Here is a 24,300-nt window from a genome sequence, read left to right as displayed (position 1 = left end):
TCTTTGGTTTTTTCAAGAGCGCTGCGTCTGTGATGTCCGATACAACATCACTTCAAAAACAAACTTGAAGCAGCCACGATCACGCCCGCAACAGTTGCTTCGAGAACGAAAAGATTTAGATCCGGAAATTCTTCCGATTCGAAACAGTCATCGCTGTTGCTCGGTGCTAAGTTCAGCCCAAATTCATTCAGGAGACCAGGGTGATGGGGATCCCTCTGGAATCTTCCGGCACGACACATCAGTCGTCCCGGAAGGAACCTGCGTTGCCGTCCACTGGACGTCGACCATCTTCGCGACAAGGAGGGCGGCTCGCCACCGACTCCATCGGTTTTTACTTGAGCAGCATCGGACGTATTCCGTTGCTGACGGCAGCCGAAGAAATCGAACTTGCACATCATGTGCAAGCAATGAAACAACTTCAGGAGTTGCCTGAGGAGGAGCTGACCTCTCGGCATCGGCACAAGATCCGCATGGGCAAACGGGCCCGCGATCGGATGATGGCAGCCAACCTCCGCCTCGTGGTGAGTGTGGCCAAGAAATACCAGAACCAAGGTCTTGAACTTCTCGACCTGGTTCAGGAAGGTGCCATTGGCTTGGAGCGAGCGGTCGACAAGTTCGACCCCGCCATGGGCTACAAATTTTCCACCTATGCCTACTGGTGGATTCGCCAGGGCATGACGCGGGCCATCGACAACAGCGCCCGAACCATTCGCCTGCCGATCCACATCAGCGAAAAACTCTCGAAGATGCGTCGCATCTCCCGAGAACTATCCCACCGCTTCGGTCGTCAACCAAATCGGCTTGAGTTGGCGAGTGCCATGGGCATCGAACCCAGGGAACTGGAAGATCTGATGTCCCAGAGCGCACCCTGTGCATCCCTGGATGCCCATGCCCGTGGCGAGGAAGATCGCAGCACCCTTGGCGAACTGATCCCGGATCCCAATGGTGAAGAGCCGATGGAAGGGATGGATCGCAGTATCCAGAAAGAACATCTCGGTGGCTGGCTGTCTCAACTGAACGAGCGCGAGCAAAAGATTCTGAAGTTGCGGTTCGGTCTTGGCGGTGAAGAGCCTCTGACCCTTGCGGAGATCGGTCGTCAGATCAATGTGTCTCGCGAGCGCGTCCGACAGCTGGAAGCCAAGGCGATTCTCAAGCTGCGGGCCATGACAAACCACCAACAAGCCGCATAAGCAACTTGCTTTCCATCACCGGACCCATCGCCATCCTCTGCTGGATGGCGATGGTGACAGCGGGAGCCGTGTTGTGTCGTCGCCTTCGTCCGAACCAACGGGAACTCAGTCGAAAAATTGTGCACATCGGAACCGGAGCCGTGGTTCCGATGGCCTGGGTCTTTCAGATTCCTTTCGTTGTCGCCATCCCAGTTGCGATGGTGATCACTCTTGCTACGGCGATCAACCACCAATGGCGCTTCATCCCCGCCGTTGAGGATATCAATCGCAACAGCTACGGCACAATCGCCTACGGAATAGCGATCACAACGCTGCTTCTGCTGTTCTGGCCAACCCGAGCCGATGCCGTTTCCGCAGGGGTTCTCGTGATGGCACTGGGAGATGGGTTAGCAGGGTTGATCGGCAGGGGCGTCGACTCACCGAAATGGGAGCTCTTCGGTCAGACCAAGTCAACCGTTGGCACCATGACCATGGCAGGTGTCACGGGCCTGGTGCTGATCGGACTGGCCCGATGGTCGGGAGCTGACCTGCCCCTGCCAGCAGCCTTCAGCATGGTGGCCATCGCAACCGGCCTGGAACAGCTCAGCTGGCGCGGACTCGACAACCTCAGCGTTCCCCTCAGCGTTGGCGTTCTGTGGAGTCGACTGGTGGTCTGATCTCAAGCAGTGACCGTCTGTTTGCGACTGGTAACGGCCGCGGCCAGATCATCCAGCAGCGCTTCGGTGGTCTCGAGGCTGATGCAGGCATCCGTGACGCTCTGGCCGTAGGTCAGCTGCGACAAGTCGGCGCTGAGCTTCTGATTGCCTTCCACCAGATGGCTCTCAATCATGACGCCCATCACGTGATTGAACCCACCCCGCAACTGCTCGGCAACGCTGGCCAGCACCTCCGCCTGCCGCCGGAAATCTTTGTTGCTGTTGGCATGGCTGCAATCCACCATCAGACGATCCTGCAGACCGGCCTGGCTCAACTCGGCCGCAGCCTCCTGCACAGCCTCAAGGTGGTAGTTGCTGCCTCGGCTGCCTCCGCGCAGCACGAGATGTCCATAGGGGTTGCCCGTGGTGCTGACGATCGAGGCATGACCCTCACGATTGATGCCGAGAAAATGATGCGGCTTCGAGGCAGCCTGCATGGCATTGATCGCGATGATGGCGCTGCCGTTCGTGCTGTTTTTGTAGCCGATCGGCATCGACAGACCTGACGCCATTTCACGGTGGGTCTGACTCTCCGTCGTCCTTGCACCGATCGCGGTCCAGCTGATCAGATCAGCGATGTACTGCGGAACCACTGGATCGAGCAGTTCCGTTGCAGCAGGCATTCCCTCACGGGCGAGATCCAGCAGCAATCCCCTGGCCCGACGCAGACCCGTGTTGATGTCATAGGAGTCATCGAGATGGGGATCGTTGATCAACCCCTTCCAACCGACCGTGGTCCGGGGCTTCTCGAAGTACACCCGCATCACCACATCCAACTGATCCTTCAGGCGCTCACGGATGGGTGCCAAACGCTGGGCATACTCACGGGCTGCTTTGACATCGTGAACGGAGCAGGGACCCACCACCACCAGCAAGCGGTCGTCACGACCGCTGAGAATGTCCTGGATGCGCTGGCGGGCGGACGCCACAGTCTCGAGTGCCGCCACATCAATGGGCAGCTCCTGATGCAACACCGCAGGGGCAACCAGGGGACGTGTCTCCACCACATGCAAATCGGAGGTGGTGGCCATGAGTGGACGCGAGAGTCCGACCAAGGCTACGCACCCCGCTCACTGTCAACAGACACGGTCCGGAAGAATGGTGTTCGTCCCTGAATAGAGATCTCCATGCTGAGCGCTTACCGCGAGCTGGCTGCCGCACGGGAAGCCCAGGGCGTTCCCGCTCTTCCGCTCAACGCCGAGCAGACCCAGGGACTGACCGAACTTCTGCAGAACCCTCCTGCCGGCGAAGAAGCGTTCCTGATGCACCTGCTCAGCGACCGGATCCCCCCGGGTGTGGATGAAGCCGCTTACGTGAAGGCCACATGGCTCAGCGCCGTGGCCCAAGGAGAAGCCACCAGTCCCCTGGTGTCACCGCTCGAAGCCACGCGCCTGCTGGGGACGATGGTGGGCGGATACAACGTGGCCGCCCTGATCGAGCTGCTGAAGAACCCTGACGCTGCACTGGCCGGCTCTGCTGCAGAGGGACTCAGCCGAACGCTGCTTGTTTACGACGCGTTCAACGAAGTGATGGATCTGGCGGCAGACAACCGCTTTGCCCAACAGGTTGTGGACAGCTGGGCCGCAGCCGAGTGGTTCACCTGCAAGCCGGAACTGGCCGACAGCATCACCGTCACGGTGTTCAAGGTTGAGGGCGAAACCAACACAGACGATCTCTCGCCGGCCACCCACGCCACCACCCGGCCGGACATCCCTCTCCATGCCCTGGCGATGCTAGAAACCCGGGATCCAGAGGGTCTGAAAACGATCGCGACCCTGAAAGACAAGGGCCATCCCGTGGCTTACGTCGGTGACGTGGTGGGAACAGGAAGCTCCCGCAAGAGCGCCATCAACTCGGTGCTGTGGCACACCGGTAATGACATTCCCCATGTGCCCAACAAACGGGCCGGTGGCGTGATTCTTGGCGGCAAGATCGCCCCGATCTTCTTCAACACCGCCGAGGACTCCGGCGCCCTACCGATCGAATGCGATGTCAGTGAACTGAACACCGGTGATGTCATCACGATCCGACCCAATGCCGGCACGATCGAACGCGACGGCACCGTGGTGAGTCGGTTCGAGCTCAAGCCCACCACGATTAGCGACGAGGTGCGGGCCGGAGGTCGCATCCCCCTGATGATCGGTCGCGCCCTCACCGACAAGATACGCACCAAGCTTGGCCTCAGCCCTTCGGAACTGTTCATCCGCCCCTCGGCACCGGCGGACACAGGCAAGGGCTTCACCCTGGCTCAGAAAATGGTGGGCAAAGCCTGCGGCCTCGCCGGCGTCCGACCCGGCACCAGCTGCGAGCCGCTGATGACCACCGTCGGCTCCCAAGACACCACCGGCCCGATGACACGGGACGAAATGAAGGAACTGGCCTGCCTGGGCTTTTCCTCCGACCTAGTGATGCAGAGCTTCTGCCACACCGCCGCCTATCCGAAGCCGGTGGATCTGCAGACCCAAAAGGACTTGCCCGACTTCTTCGCCCAACGCGGTGGCGTGGCTCTGCGGCCGGGTGACGGCATCATCCACAGCTGGCTGAACCGGATGCTCCTCCCCGACACCGTCGGCACCGGCGGCGACAGCCACACCCGCTTCCCCCTCGGCATTTCCTTCCCAGGAGGCTCCGGGGTTGTGGCCTTTGCGGCCGCTATCGGCGCCATGCCGCTGGACATGCCGGAATCCGTGCTGGTGCGCTTCAGCGGGTCATTGCAACCCGGCGTCACCCTCCGGGATGTGGTGAATGCCATCCCCTGGGTGGCCATTCAGCGGGGGCTACTCACCGTTGAAAAGGCCAACAAGAAAAACCTGTTCAATGGCCGGATCATGGAGATCGAAGGTCTCCCCGACTTGAAGCTGGAGCAAGCCTTCGAACTCACCGATGCCAGCGCCGAGCGCTCCTGCGCCGGCTGCACCATCAAGCTCTCAGAAGACACGGTGAGCGAATACCTGCGCAGCAATGTGGCGCTGCTTAAGAACATGATCGCCCGCGGTTACAGCGATGCCCGCACCCTGGCCCGCCGGATCAAGGAGATGGAGGCCTGGCTGGCCAACCCGCAGCTGATGAGCGCCGACCCTGACGCTGAGTACGCCGAAGTACTGGAAATCAATCTGAACGAGCTCACCGAACCCGTGGTGGCCTGCCCCAATGACCCCGACAACGTGAAGTTGCTCAGCGAGGTGGCCGGTGACCCGGTACAGGAGGTTTTCATCGGCTCCTGCATGACCAACATCGGTCATTACCGAGCCGCGGCGAAAGTGCTGGAAGGCGCCGGTCAGAACACGGCGCGCCTCTGGGTCTGCCCCCCGACTCGAATGGACGAGGAAACCCTGAAAGCCGAGGGCTACTACACCACCTTCGAGGCCGCAGGGTCCCGCATGGAGATGCCGGGCTGCTCCCTTTGCATGGGCAACCAGGCCCGCGTGGAGGACAACACCACCGTGTTCTCCACCAGCACCCGCAACTTCAACAATCGCCTGGGCAAAGGTGCTCAGGTGTACCTGGGAAGCGCTGAACTGGCCGCCGTCTGCGCCCAGCTGGGTCGAATCCCCACGCCGGAGGAGTACAGCAGCATCGCGGCCGAGAAAATCGATCCCCTCTCCGACGAGCTCTACCGCTATCTGAACTTCGATCAGATCAGCGGTTTTGAAGACCAGGGGCGTGTGGTCAGTGCTGACGATGAAGCAACTGTTCTGGCTCAGGCCTGATCCCTAATCACCTCATCTGTGCCAGCCCTGAGCGAACCCAAACAACGACGCCACCTCCTGGGCTCCAGCCGGAGCATCAGGAGGTTGTTGGAGCGCCGCTGGCTGGTGGTGGTCCTGGCTCTAGCGCTCACTGGACTCGGAGCAGCCATCACCGGCCTGCTGTTCACCAGCGGTATCAACCTGCTGCGCGACTGGCGGCTCGATCTGCTCGATGAATTTCCTGCCTGGGTGGTGCTCCCCGCCCTCGGCGCCATCGGGGGCATGGTCTCCGCCTGGCTGATCACCAACCTGTCTCCAGCAGCTGGCGGAGCGGGGATCACCCACATCATGGGTTTCCTGCGCCACAGGTCGGTGCCGATGGGGCTTCGGGTGGGCCTGGTGAAGCTCGTGGCCGGCATCATTGCCATCGGCTCAGGCTTCCCTCTAGGCCCAGAAGGCCCAGCTGTGCAGATGGGCGGCTCCGTTGCCTGGCAGATGTCGCGCTGGCTACGGGCACCGGTGGCCTTTCGGCGGGTAATTGTCGCTGCAGGCGGCGGAGCAGGCATTGCCGCCGTGTTCAGCGCTCCCATCGGCGGATTCATCTACGCCATCGAGGAGCTGCTCCACTCCGCTAGGCCCGTGGTCCTGTTGCTGGTGATCATCACCACCTTCTCGGCCGACACCCTGGCGGATGTGCTCGGCTTCCTCGGTCTCGACCCTGGGGGCAGTGGGTTGAACAGCACCATCGGTTTTCAACTGGAGCGGGAATACACCCCCCTGGTGCGCTTCCTGCCTGTCGATCTGCTGTACCTGATCGCTCTCGGCGTGGTGATCGGCGTGCTGGCGGAGCTGTACACCCGCTACGTGCTCACCATGCAGCGGCAGGGCAACCGTTGGTTCGGTGACCGGCTGATTCTGCGCATGACCCTGAGCGGACTCGTGTTGGGCTGCGTCTATGCGGCCCTGCCCGACGCCTTCCACAACCCCAGCGAGCTGAAGCACCTGATCGGAGCCGGCAAGGCCGACATCAGCCTGGCCCTCGCCAGCTTTGTGGTGCTGTTCTTCAGTACCGGTCTAGCGGCGGGCTCAGGAGCACCGGGGGGACTGTTCATGCCGATGCTGACGCTGGGAGGAGCCATTGGTTTGGCCGGCGGCATTGGCGTTGAGGCCCTCACCGGCCACGTTCCCACCACTTACGTGTTCGCTGGCATGGGTGCCTTCGTTGCCGGCTGTTCGCGAACCCCGATATCAGCCATGTTCCTGGCGTTTGCGCTCACCAAGGATCTGCTCATCCTCAAGCCCATCCTGGTGGCCTGCCTCACCAGTTTCCTGGTGGCCCGGTTGTTCAATCCGGATTCCATCTACGAGCGCCAGATGGGTATGGAGCTGGCCTCCGAAGACCGAATGCAACTGCGCTTGAACCGTCACCGCCGACCGTTTGAAGCCCCCACACCAGCCAAAGGCCCTTCAGGAGATCCACTCTGAACCAGGAAACACTGCTGTTTGAGCCGGCCTTACCGGAGCCCGGAGCCCTGCAGGCCGTGTTGGCCTTTCCCAGCTCCTATTCCGTGGGGATCACAAGCCTGGGTTATCAGATCGTCTGGGCCACGTTGGCGCAGCGCAGTGATGTGGACGTTCGGCGACTGTTCACGGACCAGCACGATCCCTTGCCCCGCCATTGCGATCTGTTCGGGCTCTCCCTGAGCTGGGAACTCGACGGCCCTGTGCTGCCGGAGCTACTGCAGAACCAGCGGATTCCGATCTGGGCCCTGGAGCGGGGAGATGAAGACCCCATCGTGTTCGGCGGCGGACCGGTGCTCACGGCCAACCCCGAACCCCTGGCACCGTTCTTTGATGCCGTGCTTCTCGGAGACGGCGAACTTCTGCTGCCCGCCTTCATCGACGCTCTGCAGAGCTGCCGGCAGGCATCGCGGGCGGAACGACTCCGACACCTGGCTCAGGTTCCAGGGGTATACGTGCCGTCGCTGTATGCCCCGCAATACGACCCAGACGGCGAGCTGATCGGCATCGAACCGATTGATCCAACAGTTCCTGCCCTCGTCGAAAAGCAGACCTGGCGAGGCAACACCCTCAGTCACTCAACGGTGGTCACCCCTGAGGCCGCTTGGCCCGACATCCACATGGTGGAGGTGGTGCGCAGTTGCCCTGAACTTTGCAGGTTCTGTCTGGCCAGCTACCTGACCCTTCCGTTCCGGACGCCGTCGTTGGATGACGGTCTGATCCCAGCCGTGGAGAAAGGCCTGCAAGCCACCAAACGCCTTGGCCTGTTGGGTGCTTCCGTCACCCAGCATCCCCAGTTCGCCGACCTCCTCCACTGGCTGGATCAGGACCGTTTCGATGACACCCGCGTCAGCGTTAGCTCGGTGAGAGCAGCCACCGTGACCCCAGATTTGGGTCGAATCCTGGCCAAACGGGGCAGCCGCTCTCTGACCATCGCCATCGAAAGCGGCAGTGAACGGATGCGCGATGTGGTGAACAAGAAACTCACCACGGAGGCCATCCATGGGGCGGCCCGCCATGCCAAACAAGGCGGCCTCTCGAGTCTCAAGCTCTACGGGATGGTGGGCTTGCCGACGGAATCGGATGACGACGTCGAAGCAACGGCAGATCTCCTGCTGGCCCTCAAAAAAGGAACCGCCGGACTGCGCTTCACCCTGGGGGTGAGCACCTTTGTACCCAAAGCCCAGACCCCCTTCCAGTGGCAAGGGGTCAGACCGGAAGCTGAGAAGCGCCTCAAGCGCCTTGCCAAAAGGTTGAAACCGAAGGGAATCGAGTTCCGACCGGAGAGCTATGGATGGAGCGTGATTCAGGCCCTGCTCTCCCGCAGCGACCGTCGCCTGGCCCCGGTGATCGCGGCCGTTGGCGAAGACCGCAACAGCATGGGCGGCTGGAAAAAGACCTACCGGGCTGCTCTCAACGGTGAGCTCCAACCGATGCCAGGGCCAGCCCTGCCGCCGCCGCCGCAATGGAGTGCCGTGATCCACGAACCATGGGAGGCCTCACGGATCCTGCCCTGGACCCACCTCAGGGGCCCCCTAGCTCCGACGACGCTGCGGGACCATCACGATCAGGCCTTGGATGGGGAGTCTGCGCAACCTCCTGGTTGAAGGCAGCCAAACCCGCCAACAGCGTCCAGCCGAGAATATTGAGGCGACTGTCGAAAAACGGCAGGTCGGTGGCATGCATCGCCACCAACACCAGCGTGGCGGTCCACCAGGCCCGTTCCATCGGTGCTTTTTGCAGGATCCCCTTTCGCAGCGCCACAACCAGCAACAGGAGCACCGTTCCGACAATCAACAGCATCACCGGAAGGCCGTGGCTGATCGCCAACTCCAGCGGGAGATTGTGGGAATGGCCATGCCATCGCTTGGCCGCATAGATCGGATAAAGCACGCTGAACGCGGCTGCCCCCCAGCCAAGCCAGGGACGGGCCGCAACCAACTCCAAGGCATACCCCCACTGGCCCAGACGGGTGTGTTTCCAGGCGGTGGGCCCTCCCCGCTCCAGAAGCCGATCGAGAATCGGCTCCGGCACCACAGCCATGCCCAGTTGACGCCATCCAGGGGGGACACCGGGCAGCACCACCAAGAACAACGGAGAGGCCAACAACAACAGGAGGGGGAGCAACCAGAACCACTGCATCGGTCCCAGAACGAAGGGAATCGCCAAGGCCAGTGCTCCCATGGCATTGCGCGACTGGGTGAGCAAAACAGCAACAACCGTCGAAAGCGTGAGCAACAAAGCCGCACCACGCCGCCTCCACCCATCCGATCGCAGCACAGCCGCCAGCATCAAAGGCCAAACCACCCCGAGCCAGGCTCCCGCCATGTTGGCGTAATCAAACAGGGCCGAAAGCCGCCCTTGCGGCTGGCCACCGGGGGCGACGAACCAGATGATGGCGCCGCCTCCAAGTTGCCAGGGACCTTGCCAACCCAGAAACATTTGCCCCAGGCCGGTCAGCAGCACCGGCAAGGTTCCGGCCAGCAACATCCAAGCCGCCTGGAGGCGCTGCCGTTCGCTGGCGAGATGGGGCCGAAAGGCCCAGAAAGCCCAGAAAAATGGCAACCAATTGGCCAACCCAGCCCAGGCGAGGGATCCTGTTTCGGCCACCAGGGACCCCACCAGCATCAACAGGGAAGCGACAAGAAACGGTTGCGTCCAGCGGTCCTGCCAAACAGAACAATCCCTGCCCCGACTTCCGCTGACACAAGCCACAAGGAGACAGATGCCCGAGAGCAGAGCACTGGAGGGAAGCAGAAAAAGGCCGAGCTGGAACGCCTGACCGCCGCGAAGAGACTTCATGCAAAAACGGCAGTGCGTCCTCGGTAAACCATCACCTGACGGCGCAGATGCAAGCGAAGGGCCCGCGCCAGAGCAAGGCGTTCGGTGTCACGGCCCTTGCGGATCAGATCCTCCACCTCATCCCGGTGGCTGACGGGAACCGTGGTTTGCTCAATGATCGGACCATCATCCAGATCCTCAGTGACGTAGTGCGCTGTGGCGCCGATGAGCTTGACCCCGCGGTCCCAGGCCCGGTGGTAAGGCTGCGCGCCCTTGAACGCTGGAAGGAAGGAATGGTGAATGTTGATGACCTGTGGAAATCGCTCGAGAAACTCCGAACTAAGAACCTGCATGTATTTGGCCAGCACCGCAAGTTCAACGGCGTTCTCCTCAAGCAGCTGCAAGATTTGGTGCTCCGCTTCGGCCTTGGAATCCTTTCTGACAGGCACATAAATAAAAGGAATCTCGAACGACGCACACAGGGGTTCCAGATCCGGATGATTGGCGATGACCAAGGGAACCTGCATCGGCAGCTCTCCGCTTTGGACACGCCAAAGCAGATCCTGCAAACAATGGCTCTGCTTGCTGGCAAAGATCGCCACGCGGGGAAAGGCGTCTGAGAAGTGGAGCTGTGCCTCACCACCAAGCCGCTCTCCTAGGGCCTGAGCTGCCTCGGGCAGGCCATCCCGGGGAATGCCGAAACCCTTGAGCTGCCATTCGATCCGGCTGAGAAACAACCCCGCTCCGGCGTCGGTGTGGTGATCGGCATGGCGAATGCTGCCGCCATTGGCTGCCACCCAACCCGCTAATTCGCTGACCAAGCCCGGGCGGTCGGGACAGATCATCTGGAGGATGACCGTGGCGTCACTCACAACAACCTTTGAAAAACAAATTCTCCCGCGCAGGAGGGGCTGGTTAAAGTCGCAGAAAATTTTTTGATCACCATGCTGAAGGCTCTGAGACGCCTGGCTGCGTTCTGCCTCTGCGTCGCGTTGAGCATGGGTCTGATGGCCCCGGCTTCTGTCGATGCTGCCGGCATCAATCCTGATGATCTGGGCGTGATCCGCCGCCAGGCCGCAGCATTTGAAGACGCAAAATCCCGTCTGCCTGATCTGGCCCGGCTGGTGAGCGAAAAGGATTGGGTCTTCACCCGCAACCTTCTGCATGGCCCCATGCAGGAAGTGAGCCGTGAAATGCTCTACATCAATCAGCGCCTCGACAAGAGCGAGCGTAAGGAGGCCACCAAGGTGGCCCGCTCCTTGAAAGAAGCTCTGGCTGATCTGGATGAAGCGGCACGCCTGCAGGACTTCAGCCGCCTGCAGAAGTCCTACAGCGCCGTTGCTGCAGGATTTGATGCCTACAGCGATCTGATCCCTGCTGAGGCCTTCAGCTGACCCGCTCCGTTGGAGTGATTGGTGCTGGGGCCATCGGCCTCGGCACCGCCTGGCATCTGACCAAGAGAGGTCACTATGTTTCTGTTTACGACCCACGTCTGAACGCGCCCGTTCAGCGCCAGGGATCGGCAAACGATCTCAGTGGAACATCGGCATCCCTAGGGGTATTGATGGGTCATGTGTTTCGCCGCAGCAGCGGACGGGGCTGGAGGCTGCGCCGCCGGAGCATGGAGCTCTGGCCGCAGTGGATCGAAACGCTGCAGGTCCACCAACCTGATCTCAAGCTCCATCTGGGCCTGCTGCAAATCCCGGAGGACGAACGAACGGCTGAGCGAATGGCGTCGCTGGCTGCCCAACGCGTCGACCTGGGCCTGGAAATAGTCTCCAAAGAAGCGCTGAACAAGGTCTGGCCGACGGCCAGCCACGGTGGCCTCCACTCGCGCCACGACGGGCGGGTGGATCCACTGCTGCTTCAACTGGCCCTGCGACAGGCGCTGGCAGGGCAAAGCGTGGATCTGAATGCCGAGGCAGTGGTCCACCTGGAGCGCAATAACAACCAGTGGAGTGTGCATCGAGCTGACGGTGAGAGCACAATCCATGACGTCGTTGTGCTGTCCACAGCACTGACCACGGATGCTCTGCTGGAACCCCTGGGCCACGCCCGAGCGATGACGCCGGTGTTGGGCCAGGCTCTGTCACTCCAGCTAACGACGGGGCCAACGAGCTGGACCCACTGGCCCTCAGTGCTGGTGGATCAGGGCTTCAACCTGATTCCCACATCACCCGGGCGCTTGCTGCTTGGGGCCACCGTGGAACCGGGTGATTGCGCTTCGGCAGACCCTCTGATCTTGATGCGCAGCCTAAATGAACGGGCACCTGCATGGCTGCGCACTGCCACTGTGGTGAGCCACTGGAGCGGCCTGCGAGCACGACCCGTGGATCGCCCTGCACCGCTGCTGGAGGAGCTGGAGCCTGGACTGATTCTTGCCAGCGGGCATTACCGCAATGGCGTGCTGCTCGCACCTGCCACAGCGGAGTGGGTTGCCGCTGCACTCGAGCAGCCATGAAAAAAGGGCCCCGCGGGGCCCTAACGCGTCGATGGATCAACCGATCACTTGGTCTCAGTGAACTCCGCGTCGATAACGTCGTCGCTGGCGTCACCACCACCGGCGTTAGCACCGGCACCAGCACCGGCATCAGCACCAGGAGCTCCGCCGCCCGCTGCAGCACCCTCCTGCTGATAGACGGAAGCACCAACGGTGTAGAGCTCCTGCTGCAATTCCTCCAGCAGGGTCTTCATCGCGTCGTAGTCGTCTTTCTCGGTGGCTTCCTTGAGCTTGAGGCGCTTCTCCTCCAGCTTCGCCTTGGCGTCAGCATCGACTTTGTCGCCCAGTTCGCCCATCTGCTTTTCAGCTTGATAAACGAGGGTTTCGGCCTGGTTCTTAAGGTCGATCTTCTCGCGCTTCTCCTTGTCAGCGCTGGCATTGGCCTCGGCGTCCTTCACCATCTTGTCGACTTCGTTATCCGACAGGGTCGAGGCACCGGTGATCGAGATGGACTGCTCCTTGCCGCTGCCCTTGTCCTTAGCGGTGACGCTGAGGATGCCGTTGGCATCGATATCGAAGGTCACCTCGATCTGAGGCACGCCACGGGGTGCCGGAGGAATGCCATCAAGACGGAAGGTTCCGAGCGACTTGTTGTCGGATGCCATCTCGCGCTCGCCCTGGAGCACGTGAATCTCCACGTTGGTCTGACCATCCACAGCCGTGGAGTAGGTCTCTGTCTTCTTGGTGGGAACGGTGGTGTTGCGGGTGATCATCTTGGTCATCACACCGCCGAGGGTCTCCACACCCAGAGAGAGGGGCGTGACGTCGAGAAGAAGGATGTCCTTCACCTCTCCGGCCAGAACACCGCCCTGGATGGCAGCTCCAACAGCCACCACCTCGTCGGGGTTCACCGTCTGGTTGGGATCTTTACCGGTGATGCGCTTGACCAGTTCCAGCACCGCCGGGATGCGGGTGGAACCACCCACCATCACGATCTCGTCCAGCTCACCGGAAGAGAGCTTGGCGTCCTTGAGCGCCTGCTCCACGGGCATGGCACAACGATCAATCAGCTTGGAGGCCAGTTCCTCGAACTTGGCGCGGGTCAAGGTGAGATCTAGGTGCTTCGGACCCTCGGGCGTTGCCGTGATGAACGGCAGGTTGATCTCGCTCTGAGTGGCATTGGACAGCTCAACCTTGGCCTTTTCAGCGGCCTCGGTCAGACGCTGCAGAGCCTGCTTGTCCTGACGAAGATCAATGCCTTCGTTGGATTTGAAGGTCTCGGCCAGGTGATCCACGATCACCTTGTCAAAATCGTCACCGCCGAGGTGGGTGTCTCCGGCGGTGGAGAGCACCTCGAACACGCCGTCGCCGACTTCCAGAACGGAAACGTCGAAGGTGCCGCCGCCGAGGTCGAAGACCAAGATGCGCTCATTGCTCTTCTTGTCGAGGCCATAGGCCAGAGCGGCAGCGGTGGGCTCGTTGATGATGCGCAGCACCTCAAGGCCAGCGATCTTGCCGGCGTCCTTGGTGGCCTGGCGCTGGGAATCGTTGAAGTAGGCGGGAACCGTGATCACCGCCTGGGTGACGGTTTCACCGAGATACTTTCCGGCATCCTCAGACAGCTTGCGCAACACCTGCGCTGAGACCTCCTCAGGCGCGAATTGCTTTTCGAGAACCGGGCACTTCACCTTCACGTTGGAGCCGGCCTTCTCAACGCCGTAGCTCACCTCCTTCGATTCCTCGTTCACCTCATCGACACGACGGCCAATGAAGCGTTTGACGGAATAAAACGTGTTGTCCGGGTTCATCACCGCCTGACGTTTGGCGATCTGACCCACCAACTGATCCTGGTTCTTGGTGTAAGCAACCACGGAGGGCGTCGTGCGGAAGCCCTCGGCGTTTGCAATCACGGTGGGCTTGCCGCCCTCCATCACGGAAACACAGCTGTTCGTGGTGCCAAGGTCAATGCCGACAACCTTTCCCATCGTTGCCCACCTCCTGAGATGGTGATTTGAATGGGCTCATCCTCCACATCAGACCCGGTGACAGGCGAGGTGTGGTTCCCGAACAGGCAGGCTGGTGGAGCGATCCGGCCCTGGCAATGATCAACGGCGGCACCAGCCTTTTGGGCCTGCTCGGCAATCCAGTGCGCCACTCGCTTTCGCCGGTGATGCACAACGCAGCCCTCGAATCAATGGGGCTCAACTGGCGCTACCTGGCCCTTCCTTGCAAAACCGAGAGCCTTGATTTGGTGTTGCAGGGTCTCAGGGCCGTTGGCTGCCAGGGCCTCAACGTCACCATCCCGCACAAGCAGGCCATCGCTGAACTCTGTGATGAGCTGAGCCCTCTGGCGCGGCGACTTGGTGCCGTCAACACCCTGGTCCCAGGGGTCGACGGTGGCTGGTACGGCACCAACACCGACGTGGAGGGCTTTCTGGCACCACTTGGTGCCAACGAAGACTGGGCCGGACGCGATGCCGTGGTGATCGGCTGCGGCGGATCGGCCCGTGCGGTGGTCGCCGGCCTGCAAAGCCTGAAGCTGAACACAATCACCGTGGTGGGACGACGAAGCGAAGCCTTGCAGGCCTTCAACACCGATCTGCAACAAGACAATGCCCCTTTAACGGCCTGCCTCGAGAACGGGCCCCAGCTCAAAGAAGCCGTCGCCCAAGCAGCTCTCGTGGTGAACACGACCCCGGTGGGAATGGCACAGCACGGTGACCCCAAAGCAATGCCCCTGGGTGCGGAACTCTGGTCAGGGCTGAGCCCAAAGGCGGTTTTGTACGACCTCATTTACACACCAAGGCCCACCAGCTGGCTCACTGCCGGGCAACGCCGCGGCCATCGATGCATCGATGGCCTCGAGATGCTGGTGCAGCAGGGCGCTGCATCGCTGCGGCTTTGGAGTGGACGCCATGACGTTCCAATCGAGGCGATGCGAAGCGCCGCCGAGACTGCTCTTGCGACCTAACGTCGCAGTAAGTCCTAGCCCCACCGTGCAGATTCCCCTCTGGCAGCGGCTACTCGCACCGCTGGTGTACCTGCTCCCCTGGAGTGACGCCATTCCCTTTGGCCTAGGGGCTGACGGTGTGTTTAACCAGATCCCTTTGCTCAGACTGCTGATCGTTCCAGCAGTGCCTCTGATCCAACTGAATCGGGGGGTGCCTTTTGGTGGCCTGCTGCTGTTCTTCGTGCTTTTTCTGGCGGTGGTTCGGAATCCAGCCGTTCCCTACTTCCTGCGATTCAACACTCTGCAGGCCTTGCTCACAGACATCGTGATCGTTGTTCTGAGCTTTGCCTTTGGAATCCTGCTCCAACCGATTGCTGGAGGCAGCTTGCTGCTGAGCACCCTGTCCAGCACGATCGTGATCGCGGTGCTGGCCATTTTGGTGTTCGCTCTTGTGGAGTGCTGGCGAGGGCGTGAACCGGATCTGCCAGGCATCAGCCAAGCCGTGCGCATGCAGCTCTACTGAAGGTGGAGGGGCACACCAGGGGATAAGGTGTTGGATCCGTCGCTCACTCCGGTGAGCCTGAAGCCCCGTTGGAGCTGCCCATGACGCACGATCCGTACTACGAAACCATGTACATCCTCCGTCCGGACATTCCGGAAGAGGAGGTCGAAAGCCATGTCACCAAGTACCGCGACATGCTCGTGGAAGCCGGTGCTGATGTGCTGGACAACCAGATGCGCGGCAAGCGCCGCCTGGCCTATCCGATTGCCAAGCACAAGGAAGGCATCTACGTGCAGCTGAGCCATAACGGTGATGGCCAGCACGTTGCTGTTCTCGAGAAGGCCATGCGCCTCAGTGAGGACGTGATCCGCTACCTGACCGTGAAGCAGGAAGGTCCCCTTCCCGCACCTCGGGTGATGCCCGGTAGTGAAGCCGCTCAGCAACAGCAAGCCGAAACAGCTACAGCTGCAGCTGCATCAGCTGACTGATCAGCATTGTGTGATCCATGGGTGGGCGATAGCGTCCGCCCATGGATTCACAACCTGATCAGCGTCATTCAACAGAACCCGCTTGGAACGAACGTCATGGCGACGTTGAGGTTGTTGGGTTGTTGAAGAAAAGAATCACAGAGCTCGAAGCCGAGATCAAGGCTTACGAAGACCTTCTTGCAGAACTGCCCGACGTTTTTGAGCGTCGATTCCAACAGCGACTTGAGCCGTTGATGGAGCGGTATGAACTACTGGCTGAACAGGTTGATCAAGAACAGATCGAGCGCCCCCAGCAGGCAGCTCTCCCTGGAACCTCAGAACCGGATAACGTCGTGCGCTTTCCGGGCCTGAGGCTCCCCAAGTTCCTGCAGAGGCAGCAGCGTTCAGCCTGAACGACGGTGGGATGCTGACCAGAGCCGGGTTGGCAGACCCCAGACGTAAATGAAACCCTCCGCAGCACGGTGATCGAACTGATCCTCACTGCCGTAGGACGCCATCTCGGGAACATAAAGACTGCTGTCCGCTGAGCCGCGACCGGTGACCGTGGCTGTTCCCTTGTGGAGCCGGAGACGAACGACACCATTGACGGTGGTCTGGGTGCGATCCATAAAGCCGTCAAGAGCATCCTTGAGGGGGCCATACCAAAGACCTTGGTAAACGAGGTCAGCCCACTGCATCTCCAATTGCCGCTTGCTACGCAGAACATCGGCGGCCAGGGTCAGGCTTTCCAGTTCCTGGTGGGCCTGGATCAGAAGCAACAGCCCAGGCGTTTCATAGATCTCCCGGGATTTGATTCCCACCACACGGTTCTCGATCATGTCGAGACGACCAATGCCGTGGGTTCCCGCCAAACGGTTGGCTTCACGGATCAACGCCACAGGATCCAGACGCTGCCCATTGATCGCAACAGGATTGCCGGCTTCAAAAGCAATCTCGATCTCTTCTGAGGCATCGGGAGCAGCCTCCACCGATCGTGTCATCGCGAAGACCTCTTCCGGCGGAGCCACCATCGGATCTTCCAGAGGTCCAGCCTCGATGCTGCGGCCGAGCAGATTCAGATCAATTGAGTAGGGCGATTTCTTGCTCACCGGGGCGGGCATCCCAAAGCGTTCGCCGTAAGCAATGGTCTCCTCACGGCTCATGCCCCACTCACGGGCGGGGGTGAGGACCTTGAGATCAGGCGCCAGCGCTGCGATGGCCACATCAAAACGCACCTGGTCGTTGCCTTTGCCTGTACAGCCATGGGCGACAGCATCAGCACCCACTTCCCGGGCCACCTCGACAAGGCGCTTGGCGATCAGAGGCCTGGCCAGAGCGGTGGAGAGGGGGTAACGGCCTTCATACAGGGCATTGGCACGAATCGCCGGAAAAGCGAAATCCTTGATGAACGGCTCGATCAGATCTCCCACCAGCGACTGACTGGCACCAGCATCGAGCGCTTTCTGACGAATCGGTTCCAGCTCATCGCCCTGGCCGAGATCTGCAGCAAATGTGATCACGTCCTCCACGCCCCATTCCTGCTTGAGGTACGGGATGCAGACACTGGTATCCACTCCCCCGGAATAGGCGAGTACCACCTTCTTGGCGCGGCCCATCAATGGGTCTCCTGATCACACTCCTCTGATTCTCTCGTCTCGCCGGCCGCATCCTTAGGTGAGGTCACAAGCAGCCATGCAGCCAACCCCGCAGCCGGAGCAAAGACCAGGAGCAGCGCAAGGATCCAAGAGGTCTGCAACGGTTCAGGCCGCTGCAGACCCCACCAGTGCAAGCCAGCACTGATCATCAGAGCCAGACCCCACAGGACAACCAGAAGCGCAGGTTTATTCAGCTGGAGCTCAAAAACAGCACGTGGTCTATCTTGGTTGATTGGCCTGTGTCCGTCCCTGCATGAGCGATCTGGTTGATTTAAACGCCCTGGACAGCGTCAACCCGTCCCTCACCCGCTACGGGCGCCGTGACCCAGCACCCGTGCTGCCCCTGCGAGAGGAGCCCGATCTCCTGTCCTGGCTGGAAACCAGCGGCCGTCTCGTTGCCGACGAAGCATCCGGTTCCCCCGAAGTGAGCACTGTGGAAGAGGAAGAACTCTCGGCGCTCATGGGTGAGAAAGAGGATTACAACAAGGATGACGAGCAAAATGAGGAGCAGTGGGAGGACTGATGTCCCCCAACCACTGACTGGTCGTCAATGAGCGACTCATCTAGGGTCCCAGCGACCAGTCCAGTGCTGCTTTGCAATCCACGGATTCGATCCATCGTCCTTGGTGGGAGAACGGCTCGATTAGTGCCAGCTTGCTCATGCTGGTGGTCTTGGCGACCAGCTTTGCAGCCGACAAATGGATCCCCAATGCGCAGCTGAGCCTGCCTCTGTTGATTTCAACGGTCTGCGCAACCGCTACGGCAGCTTTAGGCATTCCGCTTCTGCGTCGCTTGAAGATGGGGCAGTTCATCCGCGAGGAGGGACCGGAATCCCATCGGAGCAAAGCGGGAACGCCAACGATGGGGGGTCTGCTCGTGGTTCCCGTCGGAGTCATTCTCGGCAGCCTGATCACGCGGGACCCCGTGGCATCGCAACAACTGCTCAGCCTGGCTTCGCTGACGTTGGCATTCATGCTGATCGGCGGCGTCGATGACTGGAGCAGCCTCACCAAACACACGAACACAGGTCTGACAGCGCGAGGGAAATTGCTGCTGCAAGCCCTTGCGGCCCTTGTCTTTCTGGTCGTCGCAGCCTGGCAGGGCTGGATCAGCAGCAGCATTGCCTTGCCTTTGGGCCTTGAACTTCCGCTGGGGATCCTGATCTGGCCTTTGGGGCTGTTTGTTGTTCTGGCGGAGAGCAATGCCACCAACCTCACCGATGGCCTGGATGGTCTGGCCAGCGGCTGTGGAGCTCTGGTGTTTACGGGTCTGGCGCTTCAGCTAATGCTGCGAGGGGACAGTGGAGATCCCGCCCTAGCTGGATTTTGCATGACCATGGCAGGGGCGTGGCTGGGATTTCTTGTGCACAACCGAAACCCGGCTCGAGCCTTCATGGGCGATACCGGATCCCTCGCGATGGGGGCAGCCCTGAGTGGTGTCGCCCTGTTGTCCAACAGTCTTTGGCCACTACTGGTGATGGGAGGCGTCTTCGTGGCTGAATCCCTCTCCGTGATCATCCAGGTTTGGGTGTTCAAGGCCACGAAAGGGCCTGATGGACAAGGCCGACGCGTGTTCCGCATGGCGCCACTCCATCACCATTTTGAGCTAGGAGGCACCGATGAGCGCAGCGTGGTGCCTGCGTTCTGGCTGGTCACAGCAGGTCTTGTGCTTCTGGGGCTGGTGATGCATCCCTAAGCGTTGATCTTCGATCAAATCCTGGGAAACATCCTTTTTGGAACGATCTCAATGATGAAGCAGTTCAAATCGTCAATGAGCCAAACTTGAATTCGTAACACAAAAAATCAATATCTTTTTCGAAAGAGTGATCGTCAACTAGCAGAAACAAGTGACGTTTTAAAGATTAGAAGATGACCACAACACTGCCTGCGAAATAGAAGGAGGCGTGAACTAAAAATCCTGAACTGAGGAGATTTCTACATCCAGCACGAAAGCTTTCTTCGGCTCACATCCCTTAAAGTCATGCTTTCGAGGCATCAAGGCAGGATGACCTATTTCACCTGGCGTGAATCCGGTCTCACAGCTGACTGTTCGAGCCTCGAGGCGATGGCTGCCCGCTTTGAGGAGTCAGCCAGTTTGATGCGGCGCATGTCCAGCGAAGGGTTCCAGCTGGAACGGCATGGAACAGAACAGCGCATCACCCATCCCGATCCCACGGTGTTTGAAGCCTGGGGATTCGTCAGCGAAGAATCGCCGGTCCGCCAACTCACGCTGATCCCCGATCTTCAAAACTGATGGAAAACCTGCTTGCCAAAACCGCTGAGCTGCTCGCCAGCGCAGCGGCTGATCCCGATCGGGTTCTGCGTTGGGTGCTGATCTATTTTGGTGTGTCGTCGCTTGGATTCATGGGCGTGTGGTTGATCGGAGAAGTGCGTCGTCAGAGCAACAACGCCGATTCGAACTGAGCCCTCAGCGGCTCGCCTCCACCGAACGCTGACGCCACTGAGGCGTCTGTTCCATCGATTTCAGCTGCTCAGCACTGGGACTTTCAAGCGCGTCGAGGAAATGCAGCGGTTCCGCTTCAAAGTGAAGGTGAGGTCCGGTCGACCAGCGACCCGTGTTACCGCAAAGACCAATGATCTGGCCACGGTTATAGGAACCAGCGGGAGCTCCAACACTCAGATGGCTGTAGCGGGTCTTGACACCGGCAGCAAAGCCAGCGCCTCTGCATCACTCAGCCAGGGAGCAACCGGTGGAATGGGATCAGCAGGCCTGGCTCTTGCCGCCCCGAGCTGAAGACATCCCCCAGCGAGAACCGCCAACAATGTCGCCCGAAGCACTGGACTCCATCAAGAACTCATCCTTGACGTAGCAGCACATCGAGCCCTGCACTCCCAGGCTGCGGAAAGTCTCAGGACTTGCGTTGATTGATGATGCGGCCAGCCATTCAAAGATCACCATGCCGTCGTTTCCTCGCACCGTGATGCTGCTGGGCAGTGGGGAACTGGGCAAAGAAGTGGCCATCGCTGCCCAACGACTTGGCTGCCGGGTGATCGCCTGTGATCGCTATGCAGGTGCTCCAGCAATGCAAGTGGCTGACATGGCGGAAGTGCTGCCGATGACCGATGCCGATGCCTTGCTCGAAGTGGTCAGGCGCCACCAGCCCGACGTGGTGATCCCGGAGATCGAAGCGCTCGCAGTTCATGCGTTAGCGGAACTGGAACAGGAGGGAATCACCGTGATTCCAACGGCCCGTGCGACGGCCGTCACCATGAACCGAGACCGCATCCGCGACCTGGCAGCCGGCGAACTCGGTCTCCGCACGGCCCGATTCGCCTATGCCTCCAATGCTGAGGAACTCACAGAGGTAGCGAAACCTCTGGGCTGGCCCGTCGTGGTGAAACCGGTGATGAGTTCCTCGGGCAAAGGGCAGAGCGTGGTGAAAGGCCCTGATGACTTGAAGCAAGCCTGGGATATCGCCATGGCCGGCGCCCGCGGCACCTCAGACCAAGTGATTGTTGAGGAATTTCTCAGCTTCGATCTGGAAATCACCCTGCTCACCATTCGCCAGCGCAACGGCGAAACCCTCTTCTGTGCACCGATCGGCCACGAACAGGAAGGAGGGGACTATCAGTGCAGCTGGCAGCCCGCCCAACTGACGGAACAGCAACTGAATCAGGCCCAGGCCATGGCCAGGACGGTGACCGACAACCTCGGCGGTGCAGGTCTCTTCGGTGTGGAATTTTTCCTCTGTGGTGATGAGGTGATCTTTTCGGAACTCTCTCCCCGCCCCCACGACACCGGCCTGGTCACATTGATCAGCCAAAACCTGAGCGAATTCGAACTGCACCTGCGTGCCGTTCTTGGCCTGCCGATCCCCGAGATCACCGCAGCTGATGCCGCTGCCAGCCGTGTGATCTTGGCCCAAACGAATATGGACTCGGTCGCTTTTGAAGGGGTCGAACAAGCGCTGACGGAAGCTGACACCCAATTGCTTCTGTTCGGCAAGCCCACGGCCCGCCCTGGTCGGCGGATGGGTGTGGCACTGGCAAGGGGAGGAGATCGGAAGGAAGCACAAGCAAAGGCCGACAGGGCAGCCGCCTGTATAACCGTGATCCCGGGATCAACGGCTGCCTGAAAACCGGTAGTGGGTTAAGCCATCCAGCACGGCTCCAACACTGGGGCGTTTCGACACGTACACCCGCTGCTGGATCCTTTGACCCAACAAACAAGGATCGTGATCCGCAGGCACGACCGTGGCGGGTAAGCCATCCAGCAACTCTCCATCCCCTTGCTGACTGGCAACCACCAGAACCCGCTCCAGGGGGAGCCCCCAAGACTGAGCAAGGAAGCGAATGGCCTCGCTGCGGGAGGCCCGCTGCGGCAGAACATCCAAAAACCAGTGACAGCGGAGCTGGGGTTCAGCCTGCAAAGCATGGCGCCGCAAGCACTGACGGGCCAATCCGATCAACCCACGGTTGGAGGCACGCAACAAGTAGCTGACCTTGAAACGACTTTGATGATCAAGGTCCTGAAGCCGGATGTGTTCCTGCAGGTGACCCATCGCTGCAAGAACAGCATCGCGATCCCAGGCCTCACTGATCCGCTGCGCCCAAACGGGGTCCGCTGCACGATCCAAACCATGGTGGATCTCTGTTCCAGCCCGGCAGATCCAGGCCTTGGGATCGGGAAGGTGCAACTCGTGGTAGCGCTGACGTGCCTGAGCCAGGGAGCGACCCGTAAGGATGACCAACCCTGTCGAGGCGGAAAAGGGTTCGGCTTGAAGCCGATCGCGCAGATGCGCAAGGGAGCTTTCCTCCGGTAACTCCAAACTGCTGTCAAGATCCAGCGCCAGGAGCCTGGAGACAGGACTGGGCCGCCGCACCACCGACAACGCTCGAACAGGTGACGAACGAATCCTTTTCTGCATCAGGGCGAGGTATTGGCACACATGGGCATCCCAACTGAAGTGGCGACTGATCGCCTCCACCCCGTTGTCACTCCAACGTCGCCAACGGGGTCCATCACTGCCGGCGAGTTCCAGGGCTTCCTGAAGTGCCCCAGGATCGGTGACGTCTGCCAAAAGACCGTTGTCGCAACGGTGTTGGATATCCCGTGGCCCCCCATCGTCGGTCGCCACCATCGGCAAACCACAGGCCGCGGCCTCCAGCAGGGTGAGTCCGAAGGGTTCCGTCAAAGCCGGATTCACAAACAACCCGCCACGACGGGCAGCCCAGCGATACAGGGCGGGAATCTGGGCACGACTGTGTTGTTTGGGATATGCCACCTGGCCATAGAGGTCAAAGCGATCCACCAGATCGAACACCTGCTGAAGCACATCGCGCTGCTGCTTCTCGAGCTGACGCGGGTCATCCCGACATCCCAGCACAAGCACGAGGTTGTGACGCTGCCGCAGCACCGGTGACTGGCCATAGGCCTCCACAAGCGCAGGAATGTTCTTGCGACGAACCGCACGGGAAATCGCGAGCAGGGGTGCGCGATCTGGCTCCCTCAGGAAAGGCTGCAACAGGCTTTCCACAGCAGAGCATTCCTGCGACGAGCCGTGGGGATGGAACCGTGTGGCATCGACCCCGGGGGGGACCACCTCCGCCTGAGCCGCCTGAAAGTGGCCGTAACGCGAGTACTGCTGATCAGCTTCCTGACGGGTGCTGGTGATCACCAGATCGGCTTGCGCCAGAGCGCGCTCTTCGGCATCGATGCGACGGCTAATGGCATAGGTCTGCTCAATCTGAGAGCGATCAAGACCACCGGCGAGGAGGCGACGCTGTTTCTCCCGGCCGAGAGAGTGCCCGGTGAACACCAGCGGAATGCCCAGCCGCTGACTGACCAGAGCACCCACCAAGCCGGCATCGGCGTAGTGGGCATGAATCCAGTCCACCCTGTGGCCAGGCTGGCTCAGATGTTCCACCAGTTGATCAGCCAGCTCCTCGAGATGGGGCCAAAGGAGCTCCTTCCGCAGATACCGCTTCGGTCCGAATGGGAAACGCAGGATGCGGGCACCCGGACAAATGACCTCCTCCCGTTTGCTGTAGTCGAGATCAAAACGACGGTCCTGAATCAACCGCGTCACCACATCAACCTGCTCAACCTCGGCCCGCTGCGCCAGGCTGCGCGCAAGCTCGAGGACATAGAGCGTCTGGCCACCGGTATCAGCATCCCGTCCGAGTTCGAGCTCATGAGAACGAAACAGACCGTGAAGATGCAGATGCAACAACCGGATCCCCATTCGCTCACCTCACAAACAACAACGGAACACAGATTCAGTGCCGTTGGTTTTTCTTTAGAGGCGGAAGAAGAGCTAAAAAATGAAAAAAACCTTAGAAGGCACGCAAATCAAACAGCTAAAAAAAGCCGACTCTCATTCTCTCGCAGGTGATCTGAGCTCAAGAAACTGCACTCATGCCGACTGCTGTATGTAACAACCCGGCAAT

24 protein-coding genes are annotated in these 24,300 nt (G+C 60.4%); 16 read left to right on the top strand and 8 right to left on the bottom strand.

The annotated features are described in order from the left end of the window. Positions 1-203: 203 nt before the first annotated feature. Together NCN06_RS08805 and NCN06_RS08800 are read left to right on the top strand one after the other, a co-directional pair. Entirely contained in the window at positions 204-1,190 is a 987-nt protein-coding gene (locus tag NCN06_RS08805) for an RpoD/SigA family RNA polymerase sigma factor (protein WP_226397537.1), read from the top strand. A gap of 5 nt (positions 1,191-1,195) precedes the next feature. Beyond that, positions 1,196-1,846: a diacylglycerol/polyprenol kinase family protein gene (locus NCN06_RS08800; protein WP_226397538.1), complete on the top strand. Its 651-nt coding sequence runs from the start codon at positions 1,196-1,198 to the stop codon at positions 1,844-1,846. A gap of 2 nt (positions 1,847-1,848) precedes the next feature. On the opposite strand, the gene NCN06_RS08795 is transcribed toward NCN06_RS08800, so the two are convergent. Beyond that, positions 1,849-2,916: a 3-deoxy-7-phosphoheptulonate synthase gene (locus NCN06_RS08795; RefSeq protein ID WP_226397539.1), complete on the bottom strand. Its 1,068-nt coding sequence runs from the start codon at positions 2,914-2,916 to the stop codon at positions 1,849-1,851. 96 nt (positions 2,917-3,012) lie between these two features. Between NCN06_RS08795 and acnB the strand changes: the two genes are divergently transcribed. From acnB to NCN06_RS08780, 3 genes are read left to right on the top strand one after another with little or no spacing between them, the layout of a single operon-like run. After that, the gene (acnB, locus tag NCN06_RS08790) at positions 3,013-5,595 is read left to right on the top strand and encodes a bifunctional aconitate hydratase 2/2-methylisocitrate dehydratase (protein ID WP_226397540.1); all 2,583 of its coding nucleotides are present in this window, start codon (positions 3,013-3,015) and stop codon (positions 5,593-5,595) included. A gap of 18 nt (positions 5,596-5,613) precedes the next feature. After that, entirely contained in the window at positions 5,614-7,059 is a 1,446-nt protein-coding gene (locus tag NCN06_RS08785) for a ClC family H(+)/Cl(-) exchange transporter (protein ID WP_115024683.1), read from the top strand. 56 nt (positions 7,060-7,115) lie between these two features. Next, positions 7,116-8,702, top strand: coding sequence for a B12-binding domain-containing radical SAM protein (locus NCN06_RS08780; protein ID WP_226397541.1), 1,587 nt, complete (start codon positions 7,116-7,118; stop codon positions 8,700-8,702). On the opposite strand, the gene NCN06_RS08775 is transcribed toward NCN06_RS08780, so the two are convergent. Then, complete coding sequence (locus NCN06_RS08775; protein WP_226397542.1) at positions 8,620-9,897, bottom strand: O-antigen ligase family protein; 1,278 nt, start codon at positions 9,895-9,897, stop codon at positions 8,620-8,622. The two genes, NCN06_RS08780 and NCN06_RS08775, sit on opposite strands and share 83 nt — an antisense overlap. Continuing rightward, on the bottom strand, positions 9,894-10,748 hold the full coding sequence (gene purU / locus NCN06_RS08770) for a formyltetrahydrofolate deformylase (protein ID WP_226397543.1): 855 nt from the start codon (positions 10,746-10,748) through the stop codon (positions 9,894-9,896). Before purU ends, NCN06_RS08775 begins: the two co-directional genes overlap by 4 nt. 72 nt (positions 10,749-10,820) lie before the next feature. Between purU and psbQ the strand changes: the two genes are divergently transcribed. Together psbQ and NCN06_RS08760 are read left to right on the top strand one after the other, a co-directional pair. Beyond that, complete coding sequence (psbQ, locus tag NCN06_RS08765) at positions 10,821-11,270, top strand: photosystem II protein PsbQ (protein ID WP_226397544.1); 450 nt, start codon at positions 10,821-10,823, stop codon at positions 11,268-11,270. Between the two features lie 14 nt (positions 11,271-11,284). After that, positions 11,285-12,337 (top strand): NAD(P)/FAD-dependent oxidoreductase, encoded by a 1,053-nt coding sequence (locus NCN06_RS08760; RefSeq protein WP_250398864.1) that lies wholly within the window; start codon positions 11,285-11,287, stop codon positions 12,335-12,337. Between the two features lie 44 nt (positions 12,338-12,381). Here NCN06_RS08760 and dnaK read toward each other — a convergent pair whose 3' ends face one another. Next, a complete protein-coding gene (dnaK, locus tag NCN06_RS08755) occupies positions 12,382-14,301 on the bottom strand; it encodes a molecular chaperone DnaK (protein ID WP_226397546.1) in 1,920 nt (639 codons plus the stop codon). Between the two features lie 116 nt (positions 14,302-14,417). Between dnaK and NCN06_RS08750 the strand changes: the two genes are divergently transcribed. From NCN06_RS08750 to NCN06_RS08735, 4 genes are all read left to right on the top strand, one after another. Then, entirely contained in the window at positions 14,418-15,287 is an 870-nt protein-coding gene (locus NCN06_RS08750) for a shikimate dehydrogenase (protein ID WP_226397576.1), read from the top strand. A 25-nt stretch (positions 15,288-15,312) separates the two neighbouring features. Then, entirely contained in the window at positions 15,313-15,789 is a 477-nt protein-coding gene (locus NCN06_RS08745) for a Tic20 family protein (RefSeq protein ID WP_115024690.1), read from the top strand. An 80-nt stretch (positions 15,790-15,869) separates the two neighbouring features. After that, positions 15,870-16,256 (top strand): 30S ribosomal protein S6, encoded by a 387-nt coding sequence (gene rpsF, locus NCN06_RS08740; RefSeq protein WP_115025022.1) that lies wholly within the window; start codon positions 15,870-15,872, stop codon positions 16,254-16,256. Between the two features lie 41 nt (positions 16,257-16,297). After that, the gene (locus NCN06_RS08735) at positions 16,298-16,648 is read left to right on the top strand and encodes a hypothetical protein (protein WP_250398863.1); all 351 of its coding nucleotides are present in this window, start codon (positions 16,298-16,300) and stop codon (positions 16,646-16,648) included. Here the strand turns inward: NCN06_RS08735 and NCN06_RS08730 are convergent. Beyond that, positions 16,640-17,851 carry an argininosuccinate synthase gene (locus NCN06_RS08730; protein WP_226397548.1) on the bottom strand — a complete coding sequence of 404 codons (1,212 nt, stop codon included), beginning with the start codon at positions 17,849-17,851 and terminating at the stop codon, positions 16,640-16,642. The genes NCN06_RS08735 and NCN06_RS08730 overlap by 9 nt on opposite strands. Then, positions 17,851-18,039, bottom strand: coding sequence for a hypothetical protein (locus NCN06_RS08725; RefSeq protein ID WP_250398862.1), 189 nt, complete (start codon positions 18,037-18,039; stop codon positions 17,851-17,853). Before NCN06_RS08725 ends, NCN06_RS08730 begins: the two co-directional genes overlap by 1 nt. Positions 18,040-18,143: 104 nt before the next feature. Between NCN06_RS08725 and NCN06_RS08720 the strand changes: the two genes are divergently transcribed. The 4 genes from NCN06_RS08720 to NCN06_RS08705 all read left to right on the top strand — a co-directional run bounded on the left by NCN06_RS08720 (position 18,144) and on the right by NCN06_RS08705 (position 20,313). Then, a complete protein-coding gene (locus NCN06_RS08720; RefSeq protein ID WP_226397549.1) occupies positions 18,144-18,413 on the top strand; it encodes a DUF3134 domain-containing protein in 270 nt (89 codons plus the stop codon). 137 nt (positions 18,414-18,550) lie between these two features. Then, positions 18,551-19,585, top strand: coding sequence for a phospho-N-acetylmuramoyl-pentapeptide-transferase (gene mraY / locus NCN06_RS08715; protein ID WP_226397577.1), 1,035 nt, complete (start codon positions 18,551-18,553; stop codon positions 19,583-19,585). Positions 19,586-19,894: 309 nt separating this feature from the next. Then, the gene (locus NCN06_RS08710; protein ID WP_115094718.1) at positions 19,895-20,143 is read left to right on the top strand and encodes a hypothetical protein; all 249 of its coding nucleotides are present in this window, start codon (positions 19,895-19,897) and stop codon (positions 20,141-20,143) included. Next, on the top strand, positions 20,143-20,313 hold the full coding sequence (locus NCN06_RS08705; protein ID WP_170951220.1) for a hypothetical protein: 171 nt from the start codon (positions 20,143-20,145) through the stop codon (positions 20,311-20,313). Before NCN06_RS08710 ends, NCN06_RS08705 begins: the two co-directional genes overlap by 1 nt. 4 nt (positions 20,314-20,317) lie before the next feature. Here NCN06_RS08705 and NCN06_RS12835 read toward each other — a convergent pair whose 3' ends face one another. Continuing rightward, positions 20,318-20,530: a M23 family metallopeptidase gene (locus NCN06_RS12835; protein WP_350223189.1), complete on the bottom strand. Its 213-nt coding sequence runs from the start codon at positions 20,528-20,530 to the stop codon at positions 20,318-20,320. A gap of 277 nt (positions 20,531-20,807) precedes the next feature. On the opposite strand from NCN06_RS12835, the gene purT reads away from it, so the two are divergent. After that, positions 20,808-21,986, top strand: a complete 1,179-nt coding sequence (gene purT, locus NCN06_RS08695; protein WP_226397551.1) for a formate-dependent phosphoribosylglycinamide formyltransferase — start codon at positions 20,808-20,810, stop codon at positions 21,984-21,986. Here the strand turns inward: purT and NCN06_RS08690 are convergent. Continuing rightward, the gene (locus NCN06_RS08690) at positions 21,972-24,095 is read right to left on the bottom strand and encodes an HAD family hydrolase (protein ID WP_226397552.1); all 2,124 of its coding nucleotides are present in this window, start codon (positions 24,093-24,095) and stop codon (positions 21,972-21,974) included. The two genes, purT and NCN06_RS08690, sit on opposite strands and share 15 nt — an antisense overlap. Positions 24,096-24,300 lie beyond the last annotated feature (205 nt).

Origin of the sequence: Synechococcus sp. MU1648 (assembly GCF_023630615.1) — a bacterium.
Lineage (GTDB): Bacteria > Cyanobacteriota > Cyanobacteriia > PCC-6307 > Cyanobiaceae > Parasynechococcus.
The sequence above is the reverse complement of the archived record's forward strand: the minus strand, read 5'-3'. Positions and strand labels throughout refer to the sequence as shown.